The following is a 24,794-nucleotide window of genomic DNA, read 5'->3' as shown; positions in this document are numbered from 1 at the left end:
TCGCGCACAGGGACAGGGAGTAACCGTGCCAACAACCTCCGATTACACCCATTTAACCTCTCCGCTTCCCTCTATTGGGGAGGAGTTGCTGTCGGGGGCTCGCAATACCATCCCCCTGATTGTCGGCGCCATCCCCTTTGGCATTATCTTTGGCACCCTGGCGGTCACCAATGGCCTCTCGGCCTGGACCGCAATGGCGATGTCGCTGTTTGTGTTTGCCGGCTCCTCCCAGTTTATTGCGGTCGGGCTGCTTGCACTCGGGAGCAGTCCGGCAATCATTGTCCTCACCACCTTCGTGGTGAACCTTCGTCACCTTCTCTACGCCGCATCCCTGGTCCCCTATGTCCGCCACCTGCCTCAACGCTGGCGGGTACTACTGGCGTTCGGCCTGACGGATGAGAGTTATGCGGTGGTGGCCTCACGCTACCTCAACGAAGCACCTCGCCCCAACAACCACTGGTTCTTTTTGGGTTCGAACCTGGCCATGTGGGGTAACTGGCAGCTCTGTACCCTGATCGGTATCACCCTTGGCACCCTGATTCCCGACATGAGCAGCTGGGGGCTGGACTTTGCCATGTCGGTCACCTTTATTGGGCTGGTGGTCCCCTATGTGCGCAACTGGCCGATGCTGGCTGCGGTGCTCACCTCCGGCGCCATGGCCTGGGCTGCCCACCCCCTGCCACACAACCTCGGGCTGATCCTGGCGGCCCTGAGCGGCGTACTGGCCGGCGTTATCTGCGAGCGGCTAAAGGGTTCTCGGGAGCACAAAAAATGAAAGACCTGCTGTTGATTCTCGGTATGGTGGCCGCTACCTTTCCGGTGCGTTATACCCTCTTCGCCCTCGCCGGCCGTTTCCAGTTTCCGCCCGCTGTGGCCGACGCACTGCGCTACGTTCCGCCGGCGGTGCTAACCGCCATTATCGTACCGGCGGTGCTGATGCCCTCGGGAGAGACCTGGCTGACACTGGATAACCCCTACCTGCTGGGCGCCCTGATCGCCGTGGCGGTGGCCTGGTTCAGCCGCCACCTGCTGCTGACCATCGTCGTCGGCATGTGCGTCTTCCTGCTGCTCAAACACCTGATCCTCTAGAAGGAGGAACCGGGTTGGGTAAGAAACACCCGCTCCTCCTCGCTACTCTGCCGCCCAAGCGCCCGGTTGCGGTGGGGGAATCGGCCGAAACGGGCAATAATCTGCCGATGTCGGCGAGCCGATTGCAGACTGCCATCGACATCCTTACCGTCCGCTTCAGTGACCTCTTGGCGCAGCGCTTCCAGCAGCAGAATCGCTTGATCCTGGTCCTCCAGCGCTTCGCTGTGCACCAATGGCAGGTAGAAAAACACCCGCTCCATCGGCGCCAGGGATTGATCCTGCCCCTGCGCCAATCCACCCCGCACCAGGGCTCGGGCACGTCGGTCCCAGGCAAAGGCCCGCTCCCGCCCCCGGTAGAGGTGGCGGGGAAACTGATCCAGGCAAAGAATGCTGGCCAGGCGCCCCCTTGGGCTGTCCTCCAACAGGGGTGGCCTCTTGCGGGATAGACGCCCCAGCAACTCGCCAAACTGGTCGCGGACATAGCGGTCGACCGCTTCACTTTTCCCCCACCAGAGTGCTTTTCCACCCGGAGGAAAGCCGGCTCGATCAGCGAACCAAAAGTCGAGAACGGCGGTTATCTCAGGTGTCTCATTCATGAATACTCCGTCCCGGTGGATGGGTTTGCAGAATCCGGTGAAATCATTCCCGGCGCTGGCGGGTCTATTGGGAATGGCCCCTGGCACCTATAAGGCGGATCACGGAGACGAAGATGGCCCGAAGCTCGATTCTGCTACTGCTCATGCTATCGCTGCCCAGCTGGGGTTGGCAAATCAACAGTGGTAGCCGTCACACGCCCCTGCTGGAGCTTTACACCTCACAAGGCTGCAGTAGCTGCCCGCCGGCGGACCGGAGGTTCAGCTCCCTTAAGCATCACCCCCAACTCTGGCAGGGGCTACAGTGGCGGCTGCCGCTACCGGACCCCATCGCCCCCCAGGGGGTTCCCCTGGCGATATCGGCCTGGGTCGGTCGCGGCGACCGCCTGCAACCGCTGCAGGCGGTGGGAGGCTGGTGGACCCCCTGATCAGGGGGAGCCAGCCTCAGGCTGGGTCTCATAGAGACTGACCTGGGAAAACTCCTCAAACTCATCCAGATCAGGAAAGGTACCACAGGACATCCGGGCAATACGCCGGTAGGGGGCGACCTGGAAATTGCGAATACGAGAATCCCCGACCAACACCGAGTCGGCGCACCGACAAAACTGCTCCAGCAGCGGCAGGTTAGCACGATCATAGAGCACATCGGCGGCAACCAGCAGGTCCACCGGAGCCTCAAGCCCTGCGAAGTCGTCGAGCAGCTCCACCTCCACCCCGTTCAGGCGGGCGTTGGCGGAGGTGGCGGCAAGGGCCTGGGGATCGATGTCGCAGGCGATCACCTGACGGGCTCCCGCCAGGGCGGCGGCAACCGCCACCACGCCTGAACCGGCCCCAAAGTCCAGCACCCGCTTACCCGCCACCCGCTGGGGCTGGTTCAACAGATAACGCGCCAGCGCCAGTCCACTACCCCAACAGAGGCTCCAGTAGGCGGGCTGCTGCATAATGGCCAGCATCTGCTCGGTGCTGTAATGCCGTTGAACACTCCGGGGGTCGATCAGGTAGAGCTGAAGCGCTCCACAACCGGGTAAGCGCTGGGGGCAGACAGCAGCACCGGGGATCCGCTGCTGCAAAAAACGGTCGAGCTCGCAGGTCATTTCAGGGTCAGGGGGCAGAAAGGCCGTTTCCAGATACGTACAGGGCCGGCCACTCTCTTTGGATTGGCCGGCCCCAGTAGTCACGCGGTGGGAGGTGGTTATACCTCCCTGGACACTCTTGGTGAGCCATTACAGTTATAACCTCCGTGCCAGGGCAAGTCCAGACAGCCTTGAGAACAGTTTGCACTAACAACGGCCTCTCTTCTTCCCGCCGCCAGGACAGGGTTAACCTGCTGCCATCAGGTCAACCTGCCTCCTGGGCCAGCAGACTGCCCTGCTCCCGGATAAGGCGGGTGACCTCGCCGGCCGAGGTAGGCCTGCAGAACAGGTAGCCCTGCCCTTGATCGCACCGCAGGCGCTGGAGATAGGATTGTTGCAGCGGGGTCTCCACCCCCTCGGCCACTACCTGCAGGTCCAGGTTGTGCGCCAACCCCACGATGGCCCGGATAATGGTTTCCGCATCCCCCCTCTGCGAGGTGGTGCGACCCAGCTGGCTGACGAAGGTACGGTCGATTTTGATACTGGCAATGGGCAGCTGGTTAAGATAGCTGAAGGAGGAGTAGCCGGTGCCGAAGTCATCAACCGCCACCCGTATACCCAATGCACGTATCCGCTCCAGCAAAGCGATCGAGCGGTCGACATTGCCCATGATGGCCGTTTCTGTCAGCTCGATCTCCAGCTGCCGGGGGCCGATCTGATAGCGGCTAAGCAGGCTGGCGATGTAATCGGGGAGCTGCTCGTTTTGCAGCTCCTGAGCCGACAGGTTCACCGCCATGCTGAGATTAATCCCCTCCCCCCGCCATTGCATCAGCTGCCGGCAGGCCAGGTCGAGAACACGCCTACCCAGCCGGTGAATCTGGGCCGACTGCTCAGCGATGGTAACAAACTCGGCCGGGCTAACCATCCCCAGCTCTGGATGGTTCCATCGGGCCAGCGCCTCTACCCCCTCGATCTGCCCGCTGAGCAGGTCGATCTTGGGCTGGTACTCAAGGTACACCTGCTCGGTCTCCATCCCCTCATGCAGCTCCTTTTCTATCATCACCCGCCGTTCCAGAACCTTCGCCTGGTCCAGGTGGAACAGGGAGACCGCAATCCCTCGCTGCTTGGCCTGGTACATGGCGATATCTGCATGCTTCAGCAGGCTGGTCAGGTCTTCACCGTCCTCCGGGTAACAGGCAACCCCGATACTCGCTTCTACCTGGACGCGGTGGGTTTTTAGCTGCAGTGGTTTCTCCACCGCGTCGGCAATGCGCTCGGCCACCTCCAGCGCCGAGATCCCCGAACAGTCGGGAAGAATGATGGTGAACTCATCCCCCCCCTGCCGGCACAGGGTGTCCACATCCCTCAGGCACCCCCTGATCGCCTGGCTCACCTCAACCAGCAGGAGATCCCCCACATCGTGGCCCAGGGTGTCATTCACATCCTTGAACTTGTCGAGGTCAATCACCAGCACCGCCAGTGAACCCTTGTTCCGCCGCGCCAACGCCAGACTCTGCTCGGCACGCTCCGTCAGCAGGCGTCGGTTGGGCAAGTTGGTGAGGGAGTCATAAAACGCCAGGCTCTCGATCTGTTCGAGGCGTTCCACATCCTGGGTAATATCCTTGTGGATGCCCACCACCCTCAGGGGCTGGCCGTCATCACGCCAGCTGACAACACGCCCGCGGGAGAGGATATGAATAATCTCGCCGTCCTGGCGGTACATCCGAAAGCGCTCCTCGAAACGCCCGCCGCCACTCTGAGGCAGCTGCAACATGGCCGCCACCCGCGCCCGGTCATCCGGGTGGATAAAGCGGGGCCAAAAGGCCAGGTTGTCGCCGAACTCCTCCAGACTGTACCCCAGCATCGCCAGGAAGCGGGGACTGTAAAACACCCGGCCTGAAGGGATATGGGCATCCCAAATCCCCTCGTCAGCCACTTCAAAGGCGTAGCTGAGCAGCTCCTCACTCTGGCGAATGCGTTCGTCGGCACACTTGGCATCGTCAATATCGGTCATGGTACCGATCATACGCAGGGGCTTACCCTGGGCATCGAAGGTGGCAATCCCCCGCTCGGATACCCAACGGTATTGGCCGCCCGCCACCCGGATTCGGTGTTCGCTGTGATAGTAGGGGTCCGAGCCCCTGAGGTGAGCCACGGCCTCTCGCCCCACCTTGAGACGATCATCCGGGTGCAGCAGCCCTTTCCAGCAACTCACATCGATCCCTTCATCGATATCGTAGCCGGTGATCTCATACCAGCGTTTGGAGAGAAACAGGGTTTCCTCCTCAATATTCCAGTCCCACAACCCCTCCTGGCTCCCCTCCAGAGCCAGTTGCCAGCGCTGTTCGGAGGCCTTCAGGGCATCGCCGGTTCGACGTACATCGGAGACATCGATTGCACAGACCCCGACACCGGCGATGTGGCCCAGCTCATCCAGCACCGGACCGTAACGGGTATCCAGCACCAGATGTTCACCATCACGGGTCTCGATCTGGCGTTCGAGCCGGTAATTCTCTCCTCGCAGCGCCTGGTTGATGGCAATGCGGATCTCCTCCACCCAATCCTTGTGAGAGACACCGGAGAAAAGCTCCATGCCCAGACGCAACTCGGTACCGTTTACCCGCCGCACAAGGTCGGCGTGGGCTTTGTTAAACAGGGTGTAGCGCAGGTCCAGGTCCACGGCATAGGCGTAGACCAGTTGAGTCTCCAATATATTATCCAACTGCCCGTGGGCCTGCTGGTCACTGTGGTAATGGCGCTGGGTACCCGAACGGCCCGGCTTGTCCCCGAGGGCGCTGCGGCCACCGAACCAGAACCCAAGCCCATGCAGCTCAGCCGTTCGGGGACTGGCGGCAAACAGCAACAGCGCTCCTGCAGGAACCAGCACAATCGCGGCCACCACCAGCTTTTGCACAAACCACTGACTGCCGCCCATCACCAGCATGGTCAACAGCGCATCCATGAAGACACTGCCGAACAGCACCGTCGACAGCGCCCAAAACCGGATACCGCCTATCCGCCCCCGCACCTGCTCGTAAGCCGCCAGGGTGAAGATCATAAGCACCACCAGGGTCGCCATTTTGAACAGCGCCTGCTCGAAGGGAATCGCCACCACCGAATCGAAAAACAGGGACCCGCCCATAAAGGAGCCGGCTACAATCTCAAGCAGTGGCAGGCCAACGGAGGTGCAGGCGACAATGGCGACCGCGATGCGCGCCGCAGAAGCGCCACGGTAAAGCGCAATCAGCAGCAGGGCCAGCAGCGATATCGGCGGGGTAATCGCCTCCCAGGCCCTGAAGCTTTCCAGCGACACCGCGGGGGAGAAGTGGATCAGGTTGATACCGCCCAGCAACACATAACAGGGCACCAACCCGATGTAGTTGCGCAGCCCCACAAAGAGGCAAGCCATGCCACCGAGAATAACTGCCGCTACGAGCTGCAGTGCCGTCAAGCTCAAGGCAAGTCCCTCCATCGGCGAAGGTGATGTCGGGCATAGCGGTGCCTTAGCTCCGCAAGGGATTGGGTCACGATCATCTTATTAGTAGAATAGTTCGAGTTATTTCCAATTTACCTTATGGTGGCGCACTTGTCCCCTCCCACTTCCAACGATCATCACTCCAACGGCCTGAGTTGGGATGAGCAGGGACAGCCACTCTGCCCACGCTTTAACGACATCTATTTTTCCGTCCATAACGGCCTGCTTGAATCAGACCATGTGTTTCTGCGCAGCAACAGACTTAGCGAGCGTTTCCAGGCGCTGTCGCCAGGGGGCTGTTTTTCCATCGCTGAAACCGGTTTTGGTACCGGCCTCAATTTTCTCTGCTGCTGGAAACTGTGGCGGGAGAAGGCCCCGGCCAGTGCCCGACTCCACTTTATTACCACCGAAAAATACCCGCTCGCTATCGAGGAGCAGGCGCGCGCCCTGGCGCTGTGGCCCGAGCTTGAACCCTTTTCTGCCCGGTTATTGCAACGTTTACCCAAAGCCCTGAGTGGCATGCACCGCCTGCTGTTTGACGAAGGGAGAGTCAGCCTCACATTCTGCCTGGGTGATGCTACCGAGTCACTGCAGGCACTTGAAGCCGAGATCGACTGCTGGTTCCTTGATGGCTTTGCCCCCGCCAAGAATCCACAGATGTGGCAGGAAGCGCTGTTCCAGCGGATGGCGCAACTCAGCAGCCCGAGCGCCACTTTTTCAACCTTCACCGCCGCCGGCCTGGTTCGCCGGGGCCTGCAGGCGGTGGGTTTCAGGGTGGAAAAGGTAGCGGGATTTGGCACCAAGCGGGATATGCTTCGAGGCACCTTCGCGCATACCACTTCCGCCCCTGATCGCACACCCGCCCCCCCCTGGCAGCGCTACCCCAGCAGCACAGCCTCACGGGAGATTGTCGTCGTGGGCGCCGGGTTGGCGGGCTGCAGCGCAGCCTTCGCTATGGCCCGCCGGGGCTGGAAAGTAAGGGTACTCGAACGCAAGGAATCCCCCGCCCTCGGAGCCTCGGGCAACCCCCAGGGGGTGCTCTACAGCAAACTCTCAGCCCAGGGAACCGAGCTGTCGGAGCTGGTGCACCAGGGCACCCAGTTCAGCCTGGCGCTGTTGCATGAACTGCTGCCCCCCGATCAGCATCCCTCTGTCTGGTCACCCTGCGGGGTCATCCAGTTGGCCCATAACCCGCGTGAGCAGCAACGTCAGCAGCAACTGATTGAGTGCGGCCTTTTCCACCCCACTTTCATGACCCGGGCCAGTGCCGCCGAGCTCAGCGAAACCAGTGGTCTTGCGCTTAACTGCGATGGCCTGCTGTTTCCCGACAGCGGTTGGGTAAACCCTCCGGGCCTGTGCCGGGCGCTGCTGGAGCACCCCAATATCGAGCTGATCAACCGTTGGGAGTTAACCCGCCTAGAGCCGCTGGTCGCCGGTGCAGGCTGGCGGCTAACCAATCAGCAAGGTGAGACAATCGACACCAGCCAGCTGATCCTTACCACTGGACAGGATTGTAACCAACTCCCCCAGAGCCAATACCTGCCCCTCAAACGGATCCGCGGCCAGATCAGCTACCTGCCATCGAGTGATAAAGTCTCACCTCGCGCGGTAGTGTGCGCAGAGGGCTATATCGCCCCTCCCCGTGAGGGTCAGCTCACCCTGGGGGCGACCTTCAACTTTGACAGCGACTCAACCGAGTGCCGCGACGAGGATCACCTGCACAATCTGCAGCTGCTTCACCAGATCAGCCCCCTGCTGCACCAGGCCCTCGACGCCTCCCTCTCGCGAGTGCAGGGGGGGCGCGCCCATTTTCGTACCACCAGTCCCGACTACCTGCCGCTGATCGGCCCGCTGGTGGATGCAACAGAGTTTATCCAGCGCTATGGACGCCTGCGCAAGGATGCCAACACCCCGTTCGAGGGACACTGCCCCTACCTGCCAGGCCTCTACCTGAGCACGGCCCATGGCTCCCGGGGGCTGGTCACCTGCCCGCTGGGCGGGGAGATCCTGGCCAGTATGATCTGCAATGACCCCCTGCCGGTCAGCCAACGTATATGGCGTGCCATCAACCCCAGCCGCTTCCTGGTCAGGCAGCTGATCCGCAACCGCCTCTAAGCCGGCACTGCCACTGGCGGGAATCTCTCCTTGCCATAGGGCAAAGGCGCGGGGTATGCTCATGTAAATTTTAATTTACAAAGTCAATTAGAATATTAAACAGATGAACGCACCCGTACACACCGACCAGCACGCCCCCTCCTACTACCTGGCCAGCGCCAATCGGCACACCGAGTATCCGCGCCTGGAGGGTAGCCTCAGCGCCGATGTCTGTGTGGTGGGGGGCGGCTTCACCGGCGTCAGCACCGCCCTTAACCTGGCGGAACGGGGCTATCGCGTGATCCTGCTGGAGGCCCGCAAGCTGAGCTGGGGAGCAACCGGTCGCAACGGTGGACAGTTGATTCGGGGCATCGGCCATGGCGCCGAGCAGTTCCGTAACGAGATTGGCAGCGAGGGGGTCGAGGCGATCTTTCGCATGGGGCTGGAGGCGGTCGAGATCGTGCGTCACACCGTGGCCAAATACGATATCGACTGTGACCTCACCTGGGGTTACTTTGACGCGGCTACCCGTCCCCGTCATATGAAAGAGCTGCAGGAGAGCTTCGACGAGCTCAGCCGTTACCAGTACGCCCACGAGATTCGCATGCTGGACCGGAGCGAGATCCCCTCGGTGGTGGGCTCCGACATGTACATCGGCGGCATGATCGATATGGGCAGTGGCCATGTTCATCCCCTCAACCTCTGCCTGGGGGAAGCGGCAGCTGCCGAGCAGATGGGGGCACAGTTTTTCGAGTACTCACCGGCGATCCGTATCGAGCATGGCAGCAAGCCGGTGGTGCATACCGAGCACGGCAGCGTCAGTGCCGACTTTGTGGTACTGGGCGGTAACGCCTACATTGGCGACCTGGAACCCAGAATTGCCGGTAAAGTGCTGCCGGCCGGCAGCTACGTGATCGCCACCGAGCCCCTTCCCGAAGCGGTCCACCGCCGCCTGATCCCACAGAACATGGCGATCTGCGACCAGCGGGTCGCCCTCGACTACTACCGCCTCAGCGCCGACAAACGCCTGCTGTTTGGGGGGATGTGCAACTACTCCGGCCGTGAACCCGCGAGCATCAAGGCCGCGATGCAGCCCAAGATGCTGAAGGTGTTCCCTGAGCTGGCCGACGTCCGCATCGACTACGAGTGGGGTGGCAACATCGGTATCGGCGCCAACCGCATGCCACAGCTGGGTCGCCTCAGTGACAACGTGATCTATGCCCAGGCCTATTCCGGCCACGGCGTGAACGCCACCCATATGATGGGGCGCCTGATTGCGGATATGATCAGCGGCCAGGCCGAGCGCTTCGATGTGTTTGCCCGCATCAAGCACATGACCTTCCCCGGCGGCAAGCACCTGCGTAGCCCGTTGCTGGCCGCCGGCATGCTCTACTACCGCTTTATGGACCTGTTCTAGGTCTGCACGTGCAGGCCACTAGATCGCCCCCAGCGGCTGGGCGGCGATCAGGCCCAGAACACCCTCGTGGAGCAACTTCACCCCCATCACACAGAGGAAGAAATAGGCCAGTCGATAGATGGTCTGCTCCTTCACCTTGTGCAGCAGGTAAAAGCCCAGCCGCACCCCGATGGGCGCCAGGGGAATCAGCACCAGCGAGGTCAGGAGGTTGGCGCTGTCGAAGCTGCCCAGCCATGCGTAGGGAAACAGCTTCACAAAGTTGACCGCCGCGAAAAAGACCGCAAAAGTCCCCATCAATAACTTCTTCTCCAGCTGCTGCGGCAACATGTAGACGCTGACCGGTGGCGCGCCGGCGTGAATACCAAAGCTGGTGAAGCCGGCCATCATCCCCCAGAAGGAGCCCTTGACCCAGTTGGGTTCGGTTTTGCTCCGATAGCCCGGACTGAGCCAGTAGTTGAGGCAGAAGACCACCGCGATCAGGCCTATCAGGATGCGGATCGCATCGTCGGAGAGGTAACGGAAGAAAAAGGCCCCCACCACCACCCCGGCCACCGCCGCAGGGAGCAGGATTCTAAGATTGACCCGATCATACTGGCCGCGAAAACTCCAGAGCGCGACCGCATCCATCACCACCAGGATCGGCAGCAGTATGGCCGCCGCCTGCAACGGGGGAACCGCCAGCGCCATCAGCGGTACACTGACCACCGCTACGGTACCGCCAAATCCCCCCTTGGCCATGCCAAACAGCAACACCGCCGGAATGGCGCAGAGGTAAAAAAAAGGATCGGTGATCACGGCGCCAGCACCAGGGGGACTCCCAGGTTGGGCATCCAGCGCGCCACCCACTCCCGAACCGGTGCCAGCTCCGGTGCCTCAAGGTTACGGGTCAGCAGCGCCACTACACGGGGAAGGTGCTGCAGGTAGATCGGCTTGCCGTCACGCACCATCAGGCGCACGAAGATTCCGGCTACCTTGGCATGACGCTGGGCCGCCAAAATACGATAGGCTCTCATAAACTGACCGGCATCCAGCTCAGTTCGGGTCGTCAGGTAATGGTCGATCAGCGCCTGCTGCAGGGCCGGTGTGACATCGCGGCGGGCATCCTCGAGCAGCGACATCAGGTCGTAGGCGGGACTGCCGATCAGGGCGTCCTGGAAGTCCAGCAGACCGCAGTGGGCAACGCTGGAGCCGTCCCCCACCCGCATCAGGTTATCGACATGGAAATCCCGCAGCACCAGGGTGGCCGGCTCTGCCCTGAGCGGCGCCAGGGCAGTGACCCAGGCAGCCCGGTAACTTTCCACCGCCTCAGCGGGACAGTCAACGCCGTTCAACGCCGGGTAGTACCAGTCAACCAGCAGCAGCGCCTCGCGCAGCAGTGCCTGCTCGTCGTAGGGGGGCAGCTCCAGCTCCGTAGCCGCCGGGTGGCGGTGCAGCTGGATCAACACATCAACCGCCATCCGGTAAAGGGAAGCCTCCGCTTCGCCCCGGGCCAGCAGGCGAGTGAAGGTGTCGTCACCGAAATCCTCCAATAGCGCGAAGCCCGCATCGAGCTCGCTGGCAAGCACCCGGGGCGCCCGAAGGCCTAAGCTGACCAGGTGCTGGGCGATGGAGATAAAGGGAAGTATCTGCTCCTGGGGCGGTGGCGCGTCCATCAGCAGGCAGCTCTCGCCGGCGCGCCGGAGACGGAAATAACGGCGGAAGGAGGCATCGGCCGCCAGCGGCTCCACCTCAGCCGCCCCCCAGCCCTCCCGGGTCATGAACTCCTGCCGCGCCTGTTGGCGGTTATCTTCGACCATACTCCGTTTCGTCCTCAATGCCGGGGCGTTCTCAGCCATGGATCTGTTGCGATAATGGGGCGTACTCTACCACGCCAGGCACACATTTCCAGCCACGCCAACCTGGCGCCGAGGCTATCCGCGAACGGGGATTGTCGGCTACCATAGGCACCCCTTAGCCCGCAGATGACGAGCCCGATCCATGATTATCCCCCACCGCGACCTGGAAGCGGCAACCCTGACCAACCTGATAGAAGAGTTTGTCTCCCGGGAGGGGACCGACAACGGCTACGATGACAGCCTGGAGCAGCGGGTCAGCGCGGTTCGCCGCCTGCTCGATCGGGGTGAGGCGGTGATTCTCTATACTCAGCTGACCGAGAGCGTGAATATCGTCCTGCGCCGTGACCTGCCGGAGGAGAGCTAGAAGCGCGAGCCCCCCAGGCTCCCCTCGTGCTGCCACTCGCAGCGTACCCGGATATCACCGGAGCCGGGCTGGTGGAAGCTGGTATCGGAATCCCAGGTGAAGGTGTGGGTACCGGAGAGTTCGGTCTCCAGGTGAACCGCCACCGACACCCAGTACATCGACTGCAGCAACTGCTCGAACTTGGCAATCCACTGCTCCCACTCATATTCGATCGCCCGGTAGGAGGCGCCAAAGTGGATCACCTGGGTCTGGTAGGTACTGACTTCGGTAGGCAGCCCTGCCGTGGCGGCAAACATCTCCCGCGAGAGGAAGGGCCAGTCATCCATACCCGGCAGCGACTTGATCGCCCTCAGGTTGTGCTTGCGGCGCACCATCATTTCGCGGTCATCACCGAACGGCAGGTCCTTGATACAGCCATAGACGATCGACTCGTGATCCACCCAATCCTCTCCTTGAAAAGCTAACCCTGTTGACCGGCACCCGCGGGCACCACTCCGATCAACGATACCCAAATCCCCCGCCGAGGGGAATCGGGCCGGGAAGGAAAAACTCAGAACCAGTTAAAAAAACCGCCCTCCAGGCTCGACTGGCAGCTGCGCAGCTGGGCGCCGTAATCGCTGGCCCGCCTCTTCACCTTGGCCGCCACTTTCACAAGCCAGGGCTTGCTCTTGTAGGTGCCGCGGCGATAGCCCCCCCAGCCTTCGTGGTAGTTCAGGTATTGCTTGTCGGCGTGCCATTTGGAGACGCCGTTGACCTGATGGGTTTTCCAGGTAAACCAGCCGATAAAGTCCACCGCATCGGCAAAATCATCACGGTCCGCTCCCCAGCTGCCCGCCTCCTTGAGGTAGTCGTCCCAGGCGGGGGTCTGCGCCTGGGCATAGCCATAGGCCGATGAGGGACGCGGCCCCGGAATAAACCCGAGGTACCAGGTACGGGGTGGCTGGGCATCGGCGACAAAGCGCGACTCCTGGTGCATGATCGCCATCATCACCTGGATCGGCGTACCCCAGCGCTCATTGGCGTCGCTGGCCGCCTCGTACCAGTCGTCCTGCTCGCGAAAGATGGAGCACAGGTTGTCGGGGTTGCGCGGCGGCGAGGTGACACAGCCGGTCAGCAGCAATGCCATCACCGGCACCAGAAGGCCACGCCAGCGGCTCATGCACGCCCCTCCAGCTCCGCCAGGCGGGCGACGAAGGCGACCTCGTCCAGCACCGGCACCTGCAGCTGCTCCGCCTTGGCCAGCTTGGAGCCCGCCTTGTCACCGGCGACCAGCACACTGGTGTTGGCCGATACCGAGCCGGCGACCTTGGCCCCGAGGGCCTGCAAACGACTTTTGCCCTCGCTACGCCCCATGCTGGTTAGGGTTCCGGTCAGCACCCAGGTCTGCCCCTCAAGGGGGCGGGCGCCAGCATCCACCACCATATCGGGCCAGTGAACACCACGCTCCTGCAATGCTTCCAGCACCTCAAGGTTGTGGGGCTGACGGAAAAAAAGCTGGATGTGGTGGGCCACCACAGGCCCCACATCCTCCACCTCCAGCAGGGCCGCTTCGTCCGCGGTGAGCAAAGCGTCCAGGGTTTTAAAATGTCGCGCCAAGTTGAGCGCGGTGGCCTCCCCCACTTCGCGAATCCCCAGCGCGTAAAGGAAACGGGGCAAAGTGGTGGTGCGGCTTTTCTCCAGCGCCGCCAGCAGGTTACGGGCCGATTTCTCCCCCATCCTCTCCAGTGCCGCCAGCGGCTCAAGTGCGAGGGTAAAGAGGTCGGCGGGGGTTTGTATCAGCTGCTCATCGACCAGCTGCTCCACCAGTTTGTCACCCAGCCCGTCGATATCCAGCGCCTTGCGTGAAGCAAAGTGTTTGATCGCCTGCTTGCGCTGGGCTCGGCAGTAGAGCCCCCCGCTGCAACGCGCGGCCGCCTCCCCCTCTTCGCGCTCCACCTCGGAATCGCACACAGGACAGCGTGCAGGCAGCAGGACGGGGCGCGTATCCGCCGGCCGTCGCTCCAGCACCACCTTCACCACCTGGGGAATCACATCGCCGGCACGGCGGATAATGACCGTATCCCCGATCCGAATATCGAGCCGCGTCACCTCATCCATGTTGTGCAGGGTGGCGTTGCTAACCGTCACTCCGCCCACAAACACCGGCTCCAGCCGCGCCACCGGCGTGACCGCGCCGGTGCGTCCCACCTGGAACTCCACATCCAGCAAGCGGGTCATCTCCTCCTGCGCCGGAAACTTGTAGGCGATCGCCCAGCGCGGTGCGCGGGAGACAAATCCGAGCCGTCGCTGCAGCTCAAGGGAGTTCACCTTGAAGACGATGCCATCGATCTCGTAGGGGAGCTGAACCCGCTTCAGCGCCATCTGCTCGTAGTAGGACTGGCAGGCCTCGGCTCCCTCAACCACCTGCATTTCACGGTTGATGCGTAAGCCCCAGGCGTTTAACTGTTGCAACACTTCGCTGTGGTTGAGGGGCAGCTCCATCCCCTCTACCCGCCCCAGGCTGTAGCAGCACATCTGCAGAGGGCGGGTGGCGGTGATACGGGGGTCCAGCTGGCGCAGGCTGCCGGCGGCGGCGTTACGGGGGTTCACAAAGGGCTTGTCACCCCGCTCACGGGCCGCCGCATTAAGAGACTCGAAGCCCGCCTTGGGCATATAGATCTCGCCACGCACCTCCAGCAAGGGCGGCACCGAGGGTCCCCGCAGCCGCAGCGGGATCGAGTCGATGGTACGCACATTGGCGGTGATATCCTCACCGGTCGTGCCGTCGCCACGGGTGGCACCACGCACCAGCGTCCCCTCGACGTAGAGCAGGCTGACGGCAATACCGTCAAGCTTCGGCTCGCAGGCGAACTCAAGCTGGTCCAGACGCCCGAGGCGGTCCTGCAAGCGTTTCTCGAAGGCCTTCAGCTCGTCCACACTGAACGCGTTGTCCAGCGACAGCATCGGCACTTCGTGGGTGACCTGGTCAAAGGCCGCCAGCGCTTCGCCGCCAACCCGTTGGGTCGGGGAGTCCGCACTCATCAGCTCGGGGTGCGAAGCCTCCAGCCCCTGCAGGCGACGCATCAGGCGATCGTACTCGGCATCGGGCACCGTGGGGTCGTCGAGCACGTAGTAGCGGTAGTTGTATTCGTTAAGCTGCTCACGCAGCTGCGCAATCTCCTGCGCGGCCGACAGGGTCTGGTTCATCGGTTATCTCTTGAAATCAACAACAACCCGGGGCTCTTAGTGTCGGCTACGGGTGAGTTGGCGCCGCTCGAAGTCGGTAATCCGCTGCTTGCAGTGGGCCAGGGTCTGTTGGGTCATCACACTGCGACTCTCATCCTTGAGCTCGCCTCCCAGTTCCCGCGCCAGGGTCTGGGCCGCGGTCGCCATCATCTCGAAGGCCTTGAGGGGCTCTCGCGGGCCCGGCAGCCCCATAAAGAGGGTCACCAACGGGGTCTGTAACTGATCCATGTGGTCGAGATCAAAGCTGCCAGGCTCGACCCCATTGGCAAGGCTGAACTGGACTGGTCCCTGGCCATTAAACTGCTCGTGACGATGAAAAATGCTCATCTCCCCATACTTCAGACCCTGCGCCAGCAACTGCTGCAGCAGGGCCTCGCCAGAGAATACCTGGCCCGGACGGGAGACCACATTGATGACAATGATCTCCTCGGCGGCCGGGCGCTTTTCGCTCTCCCGGGGACTCTCATCCTGCGAGGGCCTGGGCTCAACCCGCGGCTTACGTTTGCGTTCGCTGGCGCGGGGCGATACCGCGTCGGGGGATTTACCATCCACCTCCATCAGCACCGGCACCGGCTCATCCAGGTTCAGTGGCACCTGGGCGAAGGGCATCTCCGCCTCTTCGGGCGCCGCTTTGACCGGGCGAGCGGGTGCAGCGGGTTTCTCGGCCTGGGCGTCCTTGGTCTTGGGAGGTTGCGCTGGCCGGGAAGCCGCTTCACGGGGCGTGGCACTGATCGGCTCGGGCGCCGGATCGAAGAGGGGCTCCTCCTGCGCGGGGGTGTCCGACCCGACATCCGCGCTAAAGGGCTCGGGGTCAGCGTCGAAGGCGAGGGCCTCATCAAGGGCTGAGCCAAAGGCTTCACCTGACTCCAGATCCTGATCCTCCGCTGGCGGAATGACTGGGCGCGAGGTGTTACGGGGGGGAGGCATAAAGAGCGGGTCCTGCTCATCATCCTCTTCGGGCTGGCCGGCATCGGCATCCGCGGCTTGAGAACGCAGAATAACCCGCGCACCACCGTTGGGCAGCTCGTCGTTAAACTCCTCCGAGCGTCCCTTGAAGGAGAAGTCGAGCTCCTGGGAACGTTGGCGGGCCGCCCGCATACGCCGGTATCCGTCCGCCAAAATACCCACTATCAACAGCACGGCCACGACGACCAGCCACTCACGCACACCCATATCCATCTTGCTTTTGTTACCCCTGTTCCGTCATCACCGGATGACATCTACCTGCACAGACTAACACTCCGATTGCGCCACAAAACACCCTTCACCGCCTACCGATATCCGGCCTGATGCCCTGCGCGATCGGCTGCCCTCGCACCCTTGTATATGGTGCCTATTATCGGACAGCGCCGCCCAAAACTCAAAAGGTCACCGCGCCATGCCAACCACAAACAGGGCCACCAATGGCTAGACGGCAGCCAGGGCGGCGGCCTCCTCGATATCCACCGACACCATGCGGGAGACACCGGGCTCATGCATGGTGACCCCCATCAGCTGGTTGCCTGCTTCCATGGCGATCTTGTTGTGGGTGATGTAGATAAACTGCACCGATGACGACATCTCCTCCACCATGCGGGCGTAGCGTCCCACGTTGGCATCATCCAGGGGCGCGTCCACCTCATCCAGCATACAAAAGGGAGCCGGATTGAGCTGGAAGATCGAGAACACCAGGGCGATGGCCGTCAGCGCTTTCTCGCCGCCCGACAACAGGTGGATGGTGCTGTTCTTCTTGCCGGGGGGGCGCGCCATAATGGTCACACCGGTATCCAGCAGATCATCGCCAGTCAGCTCCAGGTAGGCGTGCCCGCCACCAAACACCTTGGGGAACAGCAGCTGCAGCCCGCTGTTGACCTTCTCGAAGGTCTCCTTGAAGCGGCTGCGGGTCTCCCGGTCGATACGGCGAATCGCGTTCTCCAGGGTGGTGAGGGCCTCCACCAGGTCATTATTCTGCGCGTCCAGGTACTCCTTGCGTTCGGCCTGGGCCTTGTACTCATCAATTGCCGCAAGGTTGATCGCCCCGAGGCGCTGGATGCGGTTATCGAGACGGCGCAGCTGATCCTCCCATTCACTCTCGGTGGCGTCAGGGGGCAGGTTATCCAGCACGGTGGGCAGGTCAAACTGCTCCTCCAGCAGCTGCTCCTGCAACTTCTCACGGTGCACCTGCAGCGCCTGCCAGGCCATACGAATATGCTCCAGCTGGCCACGCAGGGTATTGGCCTGCTGCTCCGCCTCGGAACGCTGCTTCTCATGCTCTCGCATCTGGTGGTCGAGTGCCTCCACCTGGCGCCGGGATTCCGCCAGCTCCTCCTCAACCAATACCCGCTGCTCCAGTAGCTCTTCAAGCACCAGCTTGTGCTCCAAGGCCGGTTCATCGGTCTGGCTAAGCCCCAGCTGTAACTGTTGCTTGCGTTCGGCCAGCTGCTCGATCTGAGCCTTGAGACGCTGCTGCCCCCCGAGGGTGGCGTCCAGCTGTGTCCGTATCGACTGGTAGCGCAACTGCAGCTGGTGACTGCGGTCCTTATCGTGCCTGGAGCGCTGGCGGGCCGTATCCAAACGTGCCCGGTTGTCGTCGCGCTGGCGCAGCAGCTGCTCACGCTGCCCCGCATCGTTCTCCATGCGGTCGAGGGACTCCTGCAGTACCAGGCGGGCCTCCCCCAGCTTCTCCTGCTCGAGTCCCTGCTGCTCCCGAAGCTCCTCGAGCTCCGTGTCGATGCTGTCACGACGAGCGGCCACCTGTTCAATGCGAACACGCCGACCACTCAGTTCAGCCCGCACCTCGCTCTGGCGACGCCCCTGCTCGGCGATCGCCTTCTGCAGGGACTCGCGCTCGGCTTCGGCGGTTTTCAGCGCCTCACGCTCCTTCTCCAGCTGCTCCGCCATTGACTCAACCTGCATCTGGTCGTTGCCGATGGCAGCGACCAGCTCCTCCAACTCTTGTTGGCGCTGCAGCACGCCGGCTTGCTGGTCCTCGTCGCGGGCGACCCGCAACCAGTTGCGCCCTACCCAGACGCCATCACGGGTAATGATCGACTGCTGCCCCTTCAATGCTCCCCGTTGTGCGAGGGCATCGCTGAGTTCATCCGCGACCAGCACCCCCTCGAGCAAACCGCTAAGATCGCTATCCGAGCGTATCTTCGACAGCAGGGTATTGGGCGCGGTGCCAGACGCTCCCCCAGGGGAGTTCGACTCAAACAGGGTCAGGGTGCCCGCATCCAACCCCTCCAGCAGCTCAACCACCGGGTCCAGCCCCTCCACGCAGACCGCCTGCAGGGTGTCACCGAGCACGGTCTCCAGTGCCTGCTCCCATCCCTCTTCCACCTGCAGGTTTTCCGCCAACCGGGGGCGGTCCGCCAGCGCCTGCTGCTCCAGCCACTGGCCAAGGCTGCCCTGTTGACCGAGGGCGGCCTGCTGCAATGCCTCCAGCGAGGCACGCCGACCCTGCTGACTCTGTAAGCGGGTGCGAAGCGCGTCCAGCTGGGCACTGGTCTGCTGAATCGCTTCGCGCCGCTGTTCGATGGTTTCCTGCAAACCCTCATGGCTCATCTGCTGGTCATCACCCGCCATCTCCAGCTCGGACAGTTGCTCCGAGAGCAGCTCCAACTCCTCTTCGGCCTCGCCAACGCTCAACTCGGCGCGTTCATCCTGTAGCTTGCGGATGCGTTCACCGAGGCGCGCAACCACCTGCTCTATATGCTGGATGCGAGACTGCTCGACCTCAGCCCGCTGGCGCGGCTCCGAGGCCTTCTGGTTGAAACTGTCCCACTGTTGTTGCCACTCCTGCATCGCCTCCTCGGCGCTTTCCAGGGTCAGGGTGGCCTCCTCTTCGGTCTCGCGCACCAGCTCAAGCTCCGGCTCCAGCTCCTCCAGTTCAAGCTGCAAGCGCTCAACCAGCTCCCGGTCGGCCTCAAGGTGCCGGTTGCTCTCATCCCAGTTGTGCTCGACCTGCTGCAGGTCCTCGAGCAGTTGGCGCGAACGCTCTCGGGTGTGCTGGATGGTCTGTTCGATGCGGGCGATCTCGCCGCCCACACTGTAGAAGCGCCCCTGCACCTCGTTGAAGCGGTCGGTCAGCTGGGTATGATGATCGCGCTTCTTCTCGATGGCCGCATCCATTGAGCGCTGGTCCGCCACGAAGGATTCCATGCGCACCTCGAGGTCGCGGATGATCGCCTCCTTGTCACTGACTTCAGAGTCGATTCCGCGCCAGCGCAGGGCACTCAGTTGCGCTTTCTTCAGGCGCTCATCGGCCTTGTACTCTTTGTACTTCTCGGTCGCCTGGGCCTGACTGTGCAGGTGATGCAGCTGGCGCTCAAGCTCATCCCTCAGGTCGGTGAGTCGCTCAAGGTTTTCATTGGTGCGGCGGATACGGTTTTCGGTGTCACGGCGGCGCTCCTTGTATTTGGAGATGCCCGCGGCCTCTTCGATAAAGACACGCAGCTCTTCCGGCTTCGATTCGATCAGGTTGGAGATGATCCCCTGGCTGATAATGGAGTAGCTGCGAGGGCCGAGACCCGTACCCAGAAAGATATCCGTGATGTCTCGGCGGCGGCACTTGGTGCCATTGAGGTAGTAGTTGTTCTTGGCGTCACGGGTTACCTTGCGACGCACGGAGATCTCTGCAAAAGCGGCATACTCGCCCCGAATGGTGCCATCGCTGTTGTCGAACACCAGCTCCACCGAGGCCTGTCCCACCGGCTTGCGGGCGTTGGAGCCGTTAAAGATGACGTCGGTCATCGACTCTCCCCGCAGGTTTTTCGCTGAGCTCTCCCCCATCACCCAACGCACTGCGTCGATGATGTTGGACTTGCCGCAACCGTTAGGGCCCACCACCGCACACATATTGCTGGGAAACTGTACCGTAGTCGGATCCACAAAGGATTTGAATCCGGCGAGTTTAATACACTTGAGTCGCATGCTTTCTAATGGTCCTGAATCTGGAAAGCCCCGTTTACAGCGACCACAGGGCGGTGCCGCAGGGGTTCTTATTGAGGGATCAGTTTACACGCCACCCGGGCCAAGGGAAACGAGCAATTGGCGGGAGAAAGGGGCCGGTTTGACACCGGCCCGGGCACAAAAAGCGGCGGCTATTTACCCTGCAGGAGACGGTTGAGACGTTGCGCCTCTTCCTCGGAGAGGGCCTCGGAAGCCTCCTCGCCTCCTGCCTCGCTGGGAGCAAAATCCCGCTGCTGACGGCTGTTTTTACGCAACAGGCCGACAAGAACGAACAGGCCAATCAGCAGCAGCAATACCGGCCCACCCCAGAGTACCAGGGTCTTGGTGCTAAAAGGCGGGTCATAAAGCACGAACTCTCCGTAGCGTTCCACCAAGAAGTTGACAATCTCATCATCGTTCTTGCCCTCTTCGAGCATGCGATAGATTTCATGCCGCAGGTCGTTGGCAATGGGTGAGTTGGAGTCGGCGATATTCTGGTTTTGACACTTGGGGCAGCGCAGCACTTCGGTCAGCACTGCAAAACGGTCCTGACGATCAGGGGTACTGAACTCGTAGGTATCGATCGCCGCCTGTGCCTGGGGCACCAATAGCGCGATCATCAGCATCAAGGCTCTAACCATCACCCCTCCTCCCTGCGAAACTGCTCAACCAGGGGTTTGAGGGTGTTGTTCCACAGCACCTCGTCCACCACCCCCACGTGCTTATAGCGGATGATGCCCTTAGCGTCCACAAGGTAGGTCTCGGGGGCACCGTAGACACCCAGGTCGATCCCGAGGCGTCCATCCGCATCTTCAATACTGAACACGTAAGGGTCATGCAGCTCCTTCAACCAACGCAGAGCCTGGTCGCGCTCGTCCTTGTAATCGATACCGACAATGCGAATGCCCTCTTCACGGGCCAGCTTCACCAGGTAGGGATGCTCTACGCGACACGAGGGACACCAGGTCGCCCATACATTGACCAACGACACCTCGCCAAGCAGGTCGTTGCGGGTAATCCTGCGGGACGGATCCTTCACCGTCGGCAGCGAAAACTCCGGAAACGGCTTATCGATCAGCGCAGAAGGCAGAATCTCCTTCTCCAGAAACAGTCCCTTGTAAAGGAACCCCGAGATCACCACGAAGATGATCAGGGGGATAAACAGCTTTAAACGTTTCATCCGACTTCCTTAACTATCTGGCCACCAGGGTAGATGTTGATGCAGCGCCGGCCGCATCCGATTGCGCCACCCGCTCCCGCAGGCGATAACGACGATCCGATGCTGCCAGCAGGCCACCGATGGCCATCATCAGGCCACCCAGCCACAGCCAGCGCACAAACGCCTTGTACTGGATACGGACCGCCCAGGCCCCTTCGCCCAGGGGTTCCCCCATCGCCAGGTAGAGATCGCGACTCAGGCCCGGGTCGATGGCCGCTTCGGTCATCGGCATCTGGGAAACGTTATAGATCCGTTTCTCCGGCGTCATGGTGCGATAGAGCTTGTCTCCACGGTAGACCTCAAACACACCCTCATCCCCCTCGTAGTTGGGGCCGATCAGGTGGCGGGCGCCCATAAACTTGAAGGTATAGCCCCCCAGTTCATGGGTGTCGCCGGGCACCATGCGTAGGTCACGCTCTTCCGTGTAATGACTGGTGAGGACGGCACCCACAATGGCGAACGCCAACCCCAGATGACCCATTACCATGCCCCAGTAGACCGGCTTGAGAGAGCCAAGACGTGCCAGGATACCGCGCTTGTTACGGGTCCGATTCAAAATATCCTGCAGGGTTGCCAACACCACCCAGAACACCAGGGTCATACCCAGCAGCACGGAGAAGTAGAAATCATCACCGTAGAAAAGGCTGAACAGCACGCCGAGCACCACGGTCAGCAGCAGGGCGCGCTTGAGCTGGTTCCAGATATAGCTCAGCGGCGTCTCTTTCCAGCGGGAGATCATCCCTACCCCCAGCGTGGCCGCCATCAGCGCCACCAGCGGAGTAAAGAGAGCGTTGAAATAGGGAGGGCCGACCGAGATCTTACCTCCACCCACCGCATCCAGCAGCAGCGGGAACAGTGTACCCAGCAGCACCATGGAAGCGGCCACCGTCAGCAGGATATTGTTGATCAGCAGGAACGCCTCACGGGAGCTCCAGGCAAAGGTGATCTTGCTCCGCACCTCGGGTGCCTTGAAGGCATAAAGGGTCAGGGAGCCACCCACCACAAACAGCAGGAACAGCAAAATGAACACACCCCGGGCCGGGTCAGTGGCAAAAGCGTGAACCGAAGTCAGCACACCCGAACGCACCAGGAAGGTGCCCAGCAGGCTGAGGGAGAACGCAAAGATCGCCAGCAGTACGGTCCAGCTCTTGAAGACTCCCCGTTTCTCAGTCACGGCCAGGGAGTGCATCAGCGCCGTTCCCACCAGCCAGGGCATAAAGGAGGCGTTTTCAACCGGGTCCCAGAACCACCAGCCGCCCCAACCCAGCTCGTAGTAGGCCCACCAGCTACCCAGTGCGATACCCAGGGTCAGAAACGCCCAGGCCACATTGGTCCAGGGGCGGGACCAACGGGCCCAGGCGGCATCCAGGTGACCGCCCAACAGGGCGGCAATCGCAAAGGCGAAGGCGACCGAAAAGCCCACATACCCCATATACAGCAGCGGCGGGTGAACGATCAGCCCCACATCCTGCAACAACGGGTTGAGGTCGTTACCATCGACGGGATGGTTGGGCAGCAGGCGATCAAAGGGGTTGGAGGTGATGATCATAAACAGGAGGAAGCCAATGGCAATCATTCCCATCACAGAGAGCACACGGGCCATCATCTCGCGGGACAGACCCTTGCTGAAGATCGACACCGCGTAGGACCAGCCCCCTAAAATCACAATCCACAACAGCAGCGAGCCCTCGTGCCCGCCCCAGACAGCGCTGATCTTGTACTGCATGGGGAGCATACTGTTGGAGTTCTGCGCCACGTAGCGAACCGAGAAATCGTCGCGGGCGAAGGAGATCCCCAGGCACACCAGGGCAAACATCAAGAAGCTGAACATTCCCCAGCTGAGGGGGCGAGCCAGCGCCATCCATTGACGATTACCGGTGTAACTTCCGGCCAGAGGCACCGAGGCCAGCAGCACCGCAAACATCAGCGCCAGAATCAGGGCCAATTGCCCAAACTCTGGAATCAGAGTTCCAATTTCATTCATATTCCACACGCCTCCGGCGTTTCAGGTTGTTCGCTCTGCTTTTTCAAGCCCCTAGCTTTCGGTGGATTTGGTCGGGTGACCTGCCTTATCGATGGCTTCCTGCACCTCGGGCGGCATATAGTTTTCATCGTGCTTGGCCAGCACCTCTACCGCCTCGAAGACTCCGTCTTCACGCATCGCGCCCTGGGCAACGATGCCCTGTCCCTCACGAAACAGGTCGGGGAGGATACCTACATACTCGACCGGCACACTCTTGGCACCGTCGGTAATCTCGAAATGCACCTTCAGGCTCTGGGTGTCACGGTTAACGCTACCGGCTACCACCAGGCCGCCACCACGAATGCGCTGACCGACCGGGGCCTCGCCCTCGGCGATCTGCGTTGGAGAAAAAAACAGATTAATGTTCTGTTGCAGCGCCACCAGAGCCAGCCCCACGGCGGCTGCCACCCCAAAAACCAGGAACAGAACGATTATCAGGCGTTTTTTACGGATAGGATTCATGATTGTTTGGCCTCTCTGCGCATACGGCGCTTCATATCAGCGATAAAACTCTTGCGAATGCGCAGCGGACTCCAGACGTTGAAGATCACCACCAGCGCCGTGATGGCATAGCAGACCCACACATAGGGGCCATGTCCACCCATCTCGATAAAGCTCGCGAAGCTGTCAAAATACATCGGCTACCTCAATCAGACATCAGGTTGAACAATTTTCTTCACCCAGTTGGTGCGATTTTCACGAATCAGCACCTCGGTACGCAGTCGCATGAGGAATACCAGGGTAAAAAAGCAGTAAAAGGCGGCAATCGACAACAACAGGGGGATCAGCATCTCCGTTGCCATCGCGGGCCGTTCGGTCAGGGTCAGGGTCGCTGGCTGGTGCAGGGTGTTCCACCACTCCACCGAGTACTTGATGATGGGGATATTGACCAGCCCCACCAACGCCAGGATAGAGCTGGCCTTGGAGGCAGTCGCCTCGTTATCGAAAGCCGACTGCAGCGCCATATAACCGAAGTAGAGAAACAGCAGCAGCAACATGGAGGTCAGGCGTGCATCCCACACCCACCAGGTACCCCAGGTGGGCTTGCCCCAGATGGCACCGGTCAGCAGCGCCAGAATGGTAAAGGAGGCACCGATGGGGGCGCTCACCTTGGCGGCCATATCGGCCAGTTTCATCTTCCAGATCAGGCCAATGGCACCGGCGACCGCCATCATGATGTAGCAGGCCTGAGCCAGGAAGGCGGAGGGGACATGGACAAAGATGATCCGGTAGCTATTTCCCTGCTGGTAGTCGGCGGGGGCAAAGGCCAGCCCCCACACCATCGCTACCGCCAGCAGCACCGCACTGGCCAGCCCCAGCCAGAACATCCACTTGTCGGTGATGTCGTAAAACCACTTGGGCGAGCCCATTTTGTGAAACCAAGTCCAGTTCATCGTTTCCGCGTCCCGTTTATCTAAAACCTATGCCACTGCGGTCGATCCTCCGCAATGACCAAAT

Annotated in this window: 22 protein-coding genes; 6 read left to right on the top strand and 16 right to left on the bottom strand. The window is 61.5% G+C overall.

Annotation, left to right across the window (positions count from 1 at the left end; all coding sequences use genetic code 11):
- Window positions 1–25 precede the first annotated feature (25 nt).
- Both D0544_RS04795 and D0544_RS04790 read left to right on the top strand, forming a co-directional pair.
- The gene (locus D0544_RS04795; RefSeq protein WP_243647245.1) at window positions 26–775 is read left to right on the top strand and encodes an AzlC family ABC transporter permease; all 750 of its coding nucleotides are present in this window, start codon (window positions 26–28) and stop codon (window positions 773–775) included.
- The gene (locus tag D0544_RS04790) at window positions 772–1,089 is read left to right on the top strand and encodes an AzlD domain-containing protein (protein WP_125014859.1); all 318 of its coding nucleotides are present in this window, start codon (window positions 772–774) and stop codon (window positions 1,087–1,089) included. The genes D0544_RS04795 and D0544_RS04790 overlap by 4 nt, the downstream gene beginning before the upstream one ends.
- On the opposite strand, the gene D0544_RS04785 is transcribed toward D0544_RS04790, so the two are convergent.
- The gene (locus tag D0544_RS04785; protein WP_125014858.1) at window positions 1,086–1,685 is read right to left on the bottom strand and encodes a DUF924 family protein; all 600 of its coding nucleotides are present in this window, start codon (window positions 1,683–1,685) and stop codon (window positions 1,086–1,088) included. The two genes, D0544_RS04790 and D0544_RS04785, sit on opposite strands and share 4 nt — an antisense overlap.
- 113 nt (window positions 1,686–1,798) lie before the next feature.
- Between D0544_RS04785 and D0544_RS17215 the strand changes: the two genes are divergently transcribed.
- Window positions 1,799–2,110 (top strand): DUF1223 domain-containing protein, encoded by a 312-nt coding sequence (locus tag D0544_RS17215; RefSeq protein WP_207905758.1) that lies wholly within the window; start codon window positions 1,799–1,801, stop codon window positions 2,108–2,110.
- Here D0544_RS17215 and D0544_RS04775 read toward each other — a convergent pair whose 3' ends face one another.
- Both D0544_RS04775 and D0544_RS04770 read right to left on the bottom strand, forming a co-directional pair.
- Window positions 2,111–2,776 (bottom strand): class I SAM-dependent methyltransferase, encoded by a 666-nt coding sequence (locus D0544_RS04775; RefSeq protein WP_125014857.1) that lies wholly within the window; start codon window positions 2,774–2,776, stop codon window positions 2,111–2,113. It abuts the gene before it with no gap.
- Between the two features lie 244 nt (window positions 2,777–3,020).
- The gene (locus tag D0544_RS04770) at window positions 3,021–6,212 is read right to left on the bottom strand and encodes a sensor domain-containing protein (RefSeq protein WP_164880837.1); all 3,192 of its coding nucleotides are present in this window, start codon (window positions 6,210–6,212) and stop codon (window positions 3,021–3,023) included.
- Window positions 6,213–6,341: 129 nt separating this feature from the next.
- On the opposite strand from D0544_RS04770, the gene mnmC reads away from it, so the two are divergent.
- A complete protein-coding gene (gene mnmC / locus D0544_RS04765) occupies window positions 6,342–8,345 on the top strand; it encodes a bifunctional tRNA (5-methylaminomethyl-2-thiouridine)(34)-methyltransferase MnmC2/FAD-dependent 5-carboxymethylaminomethyl-2-thiouridine(34) oxidoreductase MnmC1 (protein ID WP_207905757.1) in 2,004 nt (667 codons plus the stop codon).
- A gap of 103 nt (window positions 8,346–8,448) precedes the next feature.
- Window positions 8,449–9,741 (top strand): NAD(P)/FAD-dependent oxidoreductase, encoded by a 1,293-nt coding sequence (locus D0544_RS04760; protein ID WP_125014854.1) that lies wholly within the window; start codon window positions 8,449–8,451, stop codon window positions 9,739–9,741.
- Window positions 9,742–9,759: 18 nt separating this feature from the next.
- On the opposite strand, the gene D0544_RS04755 is transcribed toward D0544_RS04760, so the two are convergent.
- Window positions 9,760–10,536 carry a sulfite exporter TauE/SafE family protein gene (locus tag D0544_RS04755; protein ID WP_125014853.1) on the bottom strand — a complete coding sequence of 259 codons (777 nt, stop codon included), beginning with the start codon at window positions 10,534–10,536 and terminating at the stop codon, window positions 9,760–9,762.
- Complete coding sequence (locus tag D0544_RS04750; RefSeq protein ID WP_125014852.1) at window positions 10,533–11,537, bottom strand: aminoglycoside phosphotransferase family protein; 1,005 nt, start codon at window positions 11,535–11,537, stop codon at window positions 10,533–10,535. The genes D0544_RS04755 and D0544_RS04750 overlap by 4 nt, the downstream gene beginning before the upstream one ends.
- A 181-nt stretch (window positions 11,538–11,718) precedes the next feature.
- Here D0544_RS04750 and D0544_RS04745 point away from each other — a divergent pair, with 181 nt between their 5' ends.
- The gene (locus tag D0544_RS04745; protein WP_125014851.1) at window positions 11,719–11,940 is read left to right on the top strand and encodes a YheU family protein; all 222 of its coding nucleotides are present in this window, start codon (window positions 11,719–11,721) and stop codon (window positions 11,938–11,940) included.
- Here D0544_RS04745 and D0544_RS04740 read toward each other — a convergent pair.
- The 11 genes from D0544_RS04740 to D0544_RS04690 all read right to left on the bottom strand — a co-directional run bounded on the left by D0544_RS04740 (window position 11,937) and on the right by D0544_RS04690 (window position 24,730).
- Entirely contained in the window at window positions 11,937–12,380 is a 444-nt protein-coding gene (locus tag D0544_RS04740; protein WP_125014850.1) for a hypothetical protein, read from the bottom strand. The genes D0544_RS04745 and D0544_RS04740 overlap by 4 nt on opposite strands.
- Before the next feature lie 110 nt (window positions 12,381–12,490).
- Window positions 12,491–13,099 carry a transglycosylase SLT domain-containing protein gene (locus tag D0544_RS04735; protein ID WP_125014849.1) on the bottom strand — a complete coding sequence of 203 codons (609 nt, stop codon included), beginning with the start codon at window positions 13,097–13,099 and terminating at the stop codon, window positions 12,491–12,493.
- Complete coding sequence (ligA, locus tag D0544_RS04730) at window positions 13,096–15,126, bottom strand: NAD-dependent DNA ligase LigA (protein WP_125014848.1); 2,031 nt, start codon at window positions 15,124–15,126, stop codon at window positions 13,096–13,098. The genes D0544_RS04735 and ligA overlap by 4 nt, the downstream gene beginning before the upstream one ends.
- 36 nt (window positions 15,127–15,162) lie before the next feature.
- Window positions 15,163–16,344 (bottom strand): cell division protein ZipA, encoded by a 1,182-nt coding sequence (zipA, locus tag D0544_RS04725; protein WP_125014847.1) that lies wholly within the window; start codon window positions 16,342–16,344, stop codon window positions 15,163–15,165.
- Window positions 16,345–16,572: 228 nt separating this feature from the next.
- Entirely contained in the window at window positions 16,573–20,076 is a 3,504-nt protein-coding gene (smc, locus tag D0544_RS04720) for a chromosome segregation protein SMC (RefSeq protein ID WP_125014846.1), read from the bottom strand.
- A gap of 170 nt (window positions 20,077–20,246) precedes the next feature.
- On the bottom strand, window positions 20,247–20,735 hold the full coding sequence (locus D0544_RS04715; RefSeq protein ID WP_125014845.1) for a cytochrome c-type biogenesis protein: 489 nt from the start codon (window positions 20,733–20,735) through the stop codon (window positions 20,247–20,249).
- Window positions 20,735–21,274, bottom strand: a complete 540-nt coding sequence (locus tag D0544_RS04710; RefSeq protein WP_125014844.1) for a DsbE family thiol:disulfide interchange protein — start codon at window positions 21,272–21,274, stop codon at window positions 20,735–20,737. The genes D0544_RS04715 and D0544_RS04710 overlap by 1 nt, the downstream gene beginning before the upstream one ends.
- Window positions 21,275–21,287: 13 nt before the next feature.
- Window positions 21,288–23,279, bottom strand: a complete 1,992-nt coding sequence (locus D0544_RS04705; protein WP_125015869.1) for a heme lyase CcmF/NrfE family subunit — start codon at window positions 23,277–23,279, stop codon at window positions 21,288–21,290.
- A 69-nt stretch (window positions 23,280–23,348) separates the two neighbouring features.
- Window positions 23,349–23,798, bottom strand: coding sequence for a cytochrome c maturation protein CcmE (ccmE, locus tag D0544_RS04700; RefSeq protein WP_125014843.1), 450 nt, complete (start codon window positions 23,796–23,798; stop codon window positions 23,349–23,351).
- Window positions 23,795–23,974, bottom strand: coding sequence for a heme exporter protein CcmD (gene ccmD, locus D0544_RS04695; RefSeq protein WP_125014842.1), 180 nt, complete (start codon window positions 23,972–23,974; stop codon window positions 23,795–23,797). The genes ccmE and ccmD overlap by 4 nt, the downstream gene beginning before the upstream one ends.
- Window positions 23,975–23,986: 12 nt before the next feature.
- The gene (locus D0544_RS04690) at window positions 23,987–24,730 is read right to left on the bottom strand and encodes a heme ABC transporter permease (RefSeq protein ID WP_125014841.1); all 744 of its coding nucleotides are present in this window, start codon (window positions 24,728–24,730) and stop codon (window positions 23,987–23,989) included.
- Between the last annotated feature and the right edge of the window lie 64 nt (window positions 24,731–24,794).

This window comes from Aestuariirhabdus litorea, assembly GCF_003864255.1.
GTDB classification, from domain to species: Bacteria; Pseudomonadota; Gammaproteobacteria; order Pseudomonadales; family Aestuariirhabdaceae; genus Aestuariirhabdus; species Aestuariirhabdus litorea.
This window is presented reverse-complemented; position numbering and strand designations above follow the sequence as displayed.

Excerpts from the sequence above, each read along its gene's own strand:
- D0544_RS04750 (WP_125014852.1), bottom strand. The coding sequence starts at position 11,537 with ATGGTCGAAGATAACCGCCAACAGGCGCGGCAGGAGTTCATGACCCGG.
- D0544_RS04775 (WP_125014857.1), bottom strand. The coding sequence starts at position 2,776 with ATGACCTGCGAGCTCGACCGTTTTTTGCAGCAGCGGATCCCCGGTGCT.
- D0544_RS04735 (WP_125014849.1), bottom strand. The coding sequence starts at position 13,099 with ATGAGCCGCTGGCGTGGCCTTCTGGTGCCGGTGATGGCATTGCTGCTG.
- D0544_RS04710 (WP_125014844.1), bottom strand. The coding sequence starts at position 21,274 with ATGAAACGTTTAAAGCTGTTTATCCCCCTGATCATCTTCGTGGTGATC.
- D0544_RS04760 (WP_125014854.1), top strand. The coding sequence starts at position 8,449 with ATGAACGCACCCGTACACACCGACCAGCACGCCCCCTCCTACTACCTG.
- ccmE (WP_125014843.1), bottom strand. The coding sequence starts at position 23,798 with ATGAATCCTATCCGTAAAAAACGCCTGATAATCGTTCTGTTCCTGGTT.
- ligA (WP_125014848.1), bottom strand. The coding sequence starts at position 15,126 with ATGAACCAGACCCTGTCGGCCGCGCAGGAGATTGCGCAGCTGCGTGAG.
- zipA (WP_125014847.1), bottom strand. The coding sequence starts at position 16,344 with ATGGATATGGGTGTGCGTGAGTGGCTGGTCGTCGTGGCCGTGCTGTTG.
- D0544_RS04785 (WP_125014858.1), bottom strand. The coding sequence starts at position 1,685 with ATGAATGAGACACCTGAGATAACCGCCGTTCTCGACTTTTGGTTCGCT.
- D0544_RS04790 (WP_125014859.1), top strand. The coding sequence starts at position 772 with ATGAAAGACCTGCTGTTGATTCTCGGTATGGTGGCCGCTACCTTTCCG.
- D0544_RS04690 (WP_125014841.1), bottom strand. The coding sequence starts at position 24,730 with ATGAACTGGACTTGGTTTCACAAAATGGGCTCGCCCAAGTGGTTTTAC.
- D0544_RS04745 (WP_125014851.1), top strand. The coding sequence starts at position 11,719 with ATGATTATCCCCCACCGCGACCTGGAAGCGGCAACCCTGACCAACCTG.
- D0544_RS17215 (WP_207905758.1), top strand. The coding sequence starts at position 1,799 with ATGGCCCGAAGCTCGATTCTGCTACTGCTCATGCTATCGCTGCCCAGC.
- smc (WP_125014846.1), bottom strand. The coding sequence starts at position 20,076 with ATGCGACTCAAGTGTATTAAACTCGCCGGATTCAAATCCTTTGTGGAT.
- D0544_RS04715 (WP_125014845.1), bottom strand. The coding sequence starts at position 20,735 with ATGGTTAGAGCCTTGATGCTGATGATCGCGCTATTGGTGCCCCAGGCA.
- ccmD (WP_125014842.1), bottom strand. The coding sequence starts at position 23,974 with ATGTATTTTGACAGCTTCGCGAGCTTTATCGAGATGGGTGGACATGGC.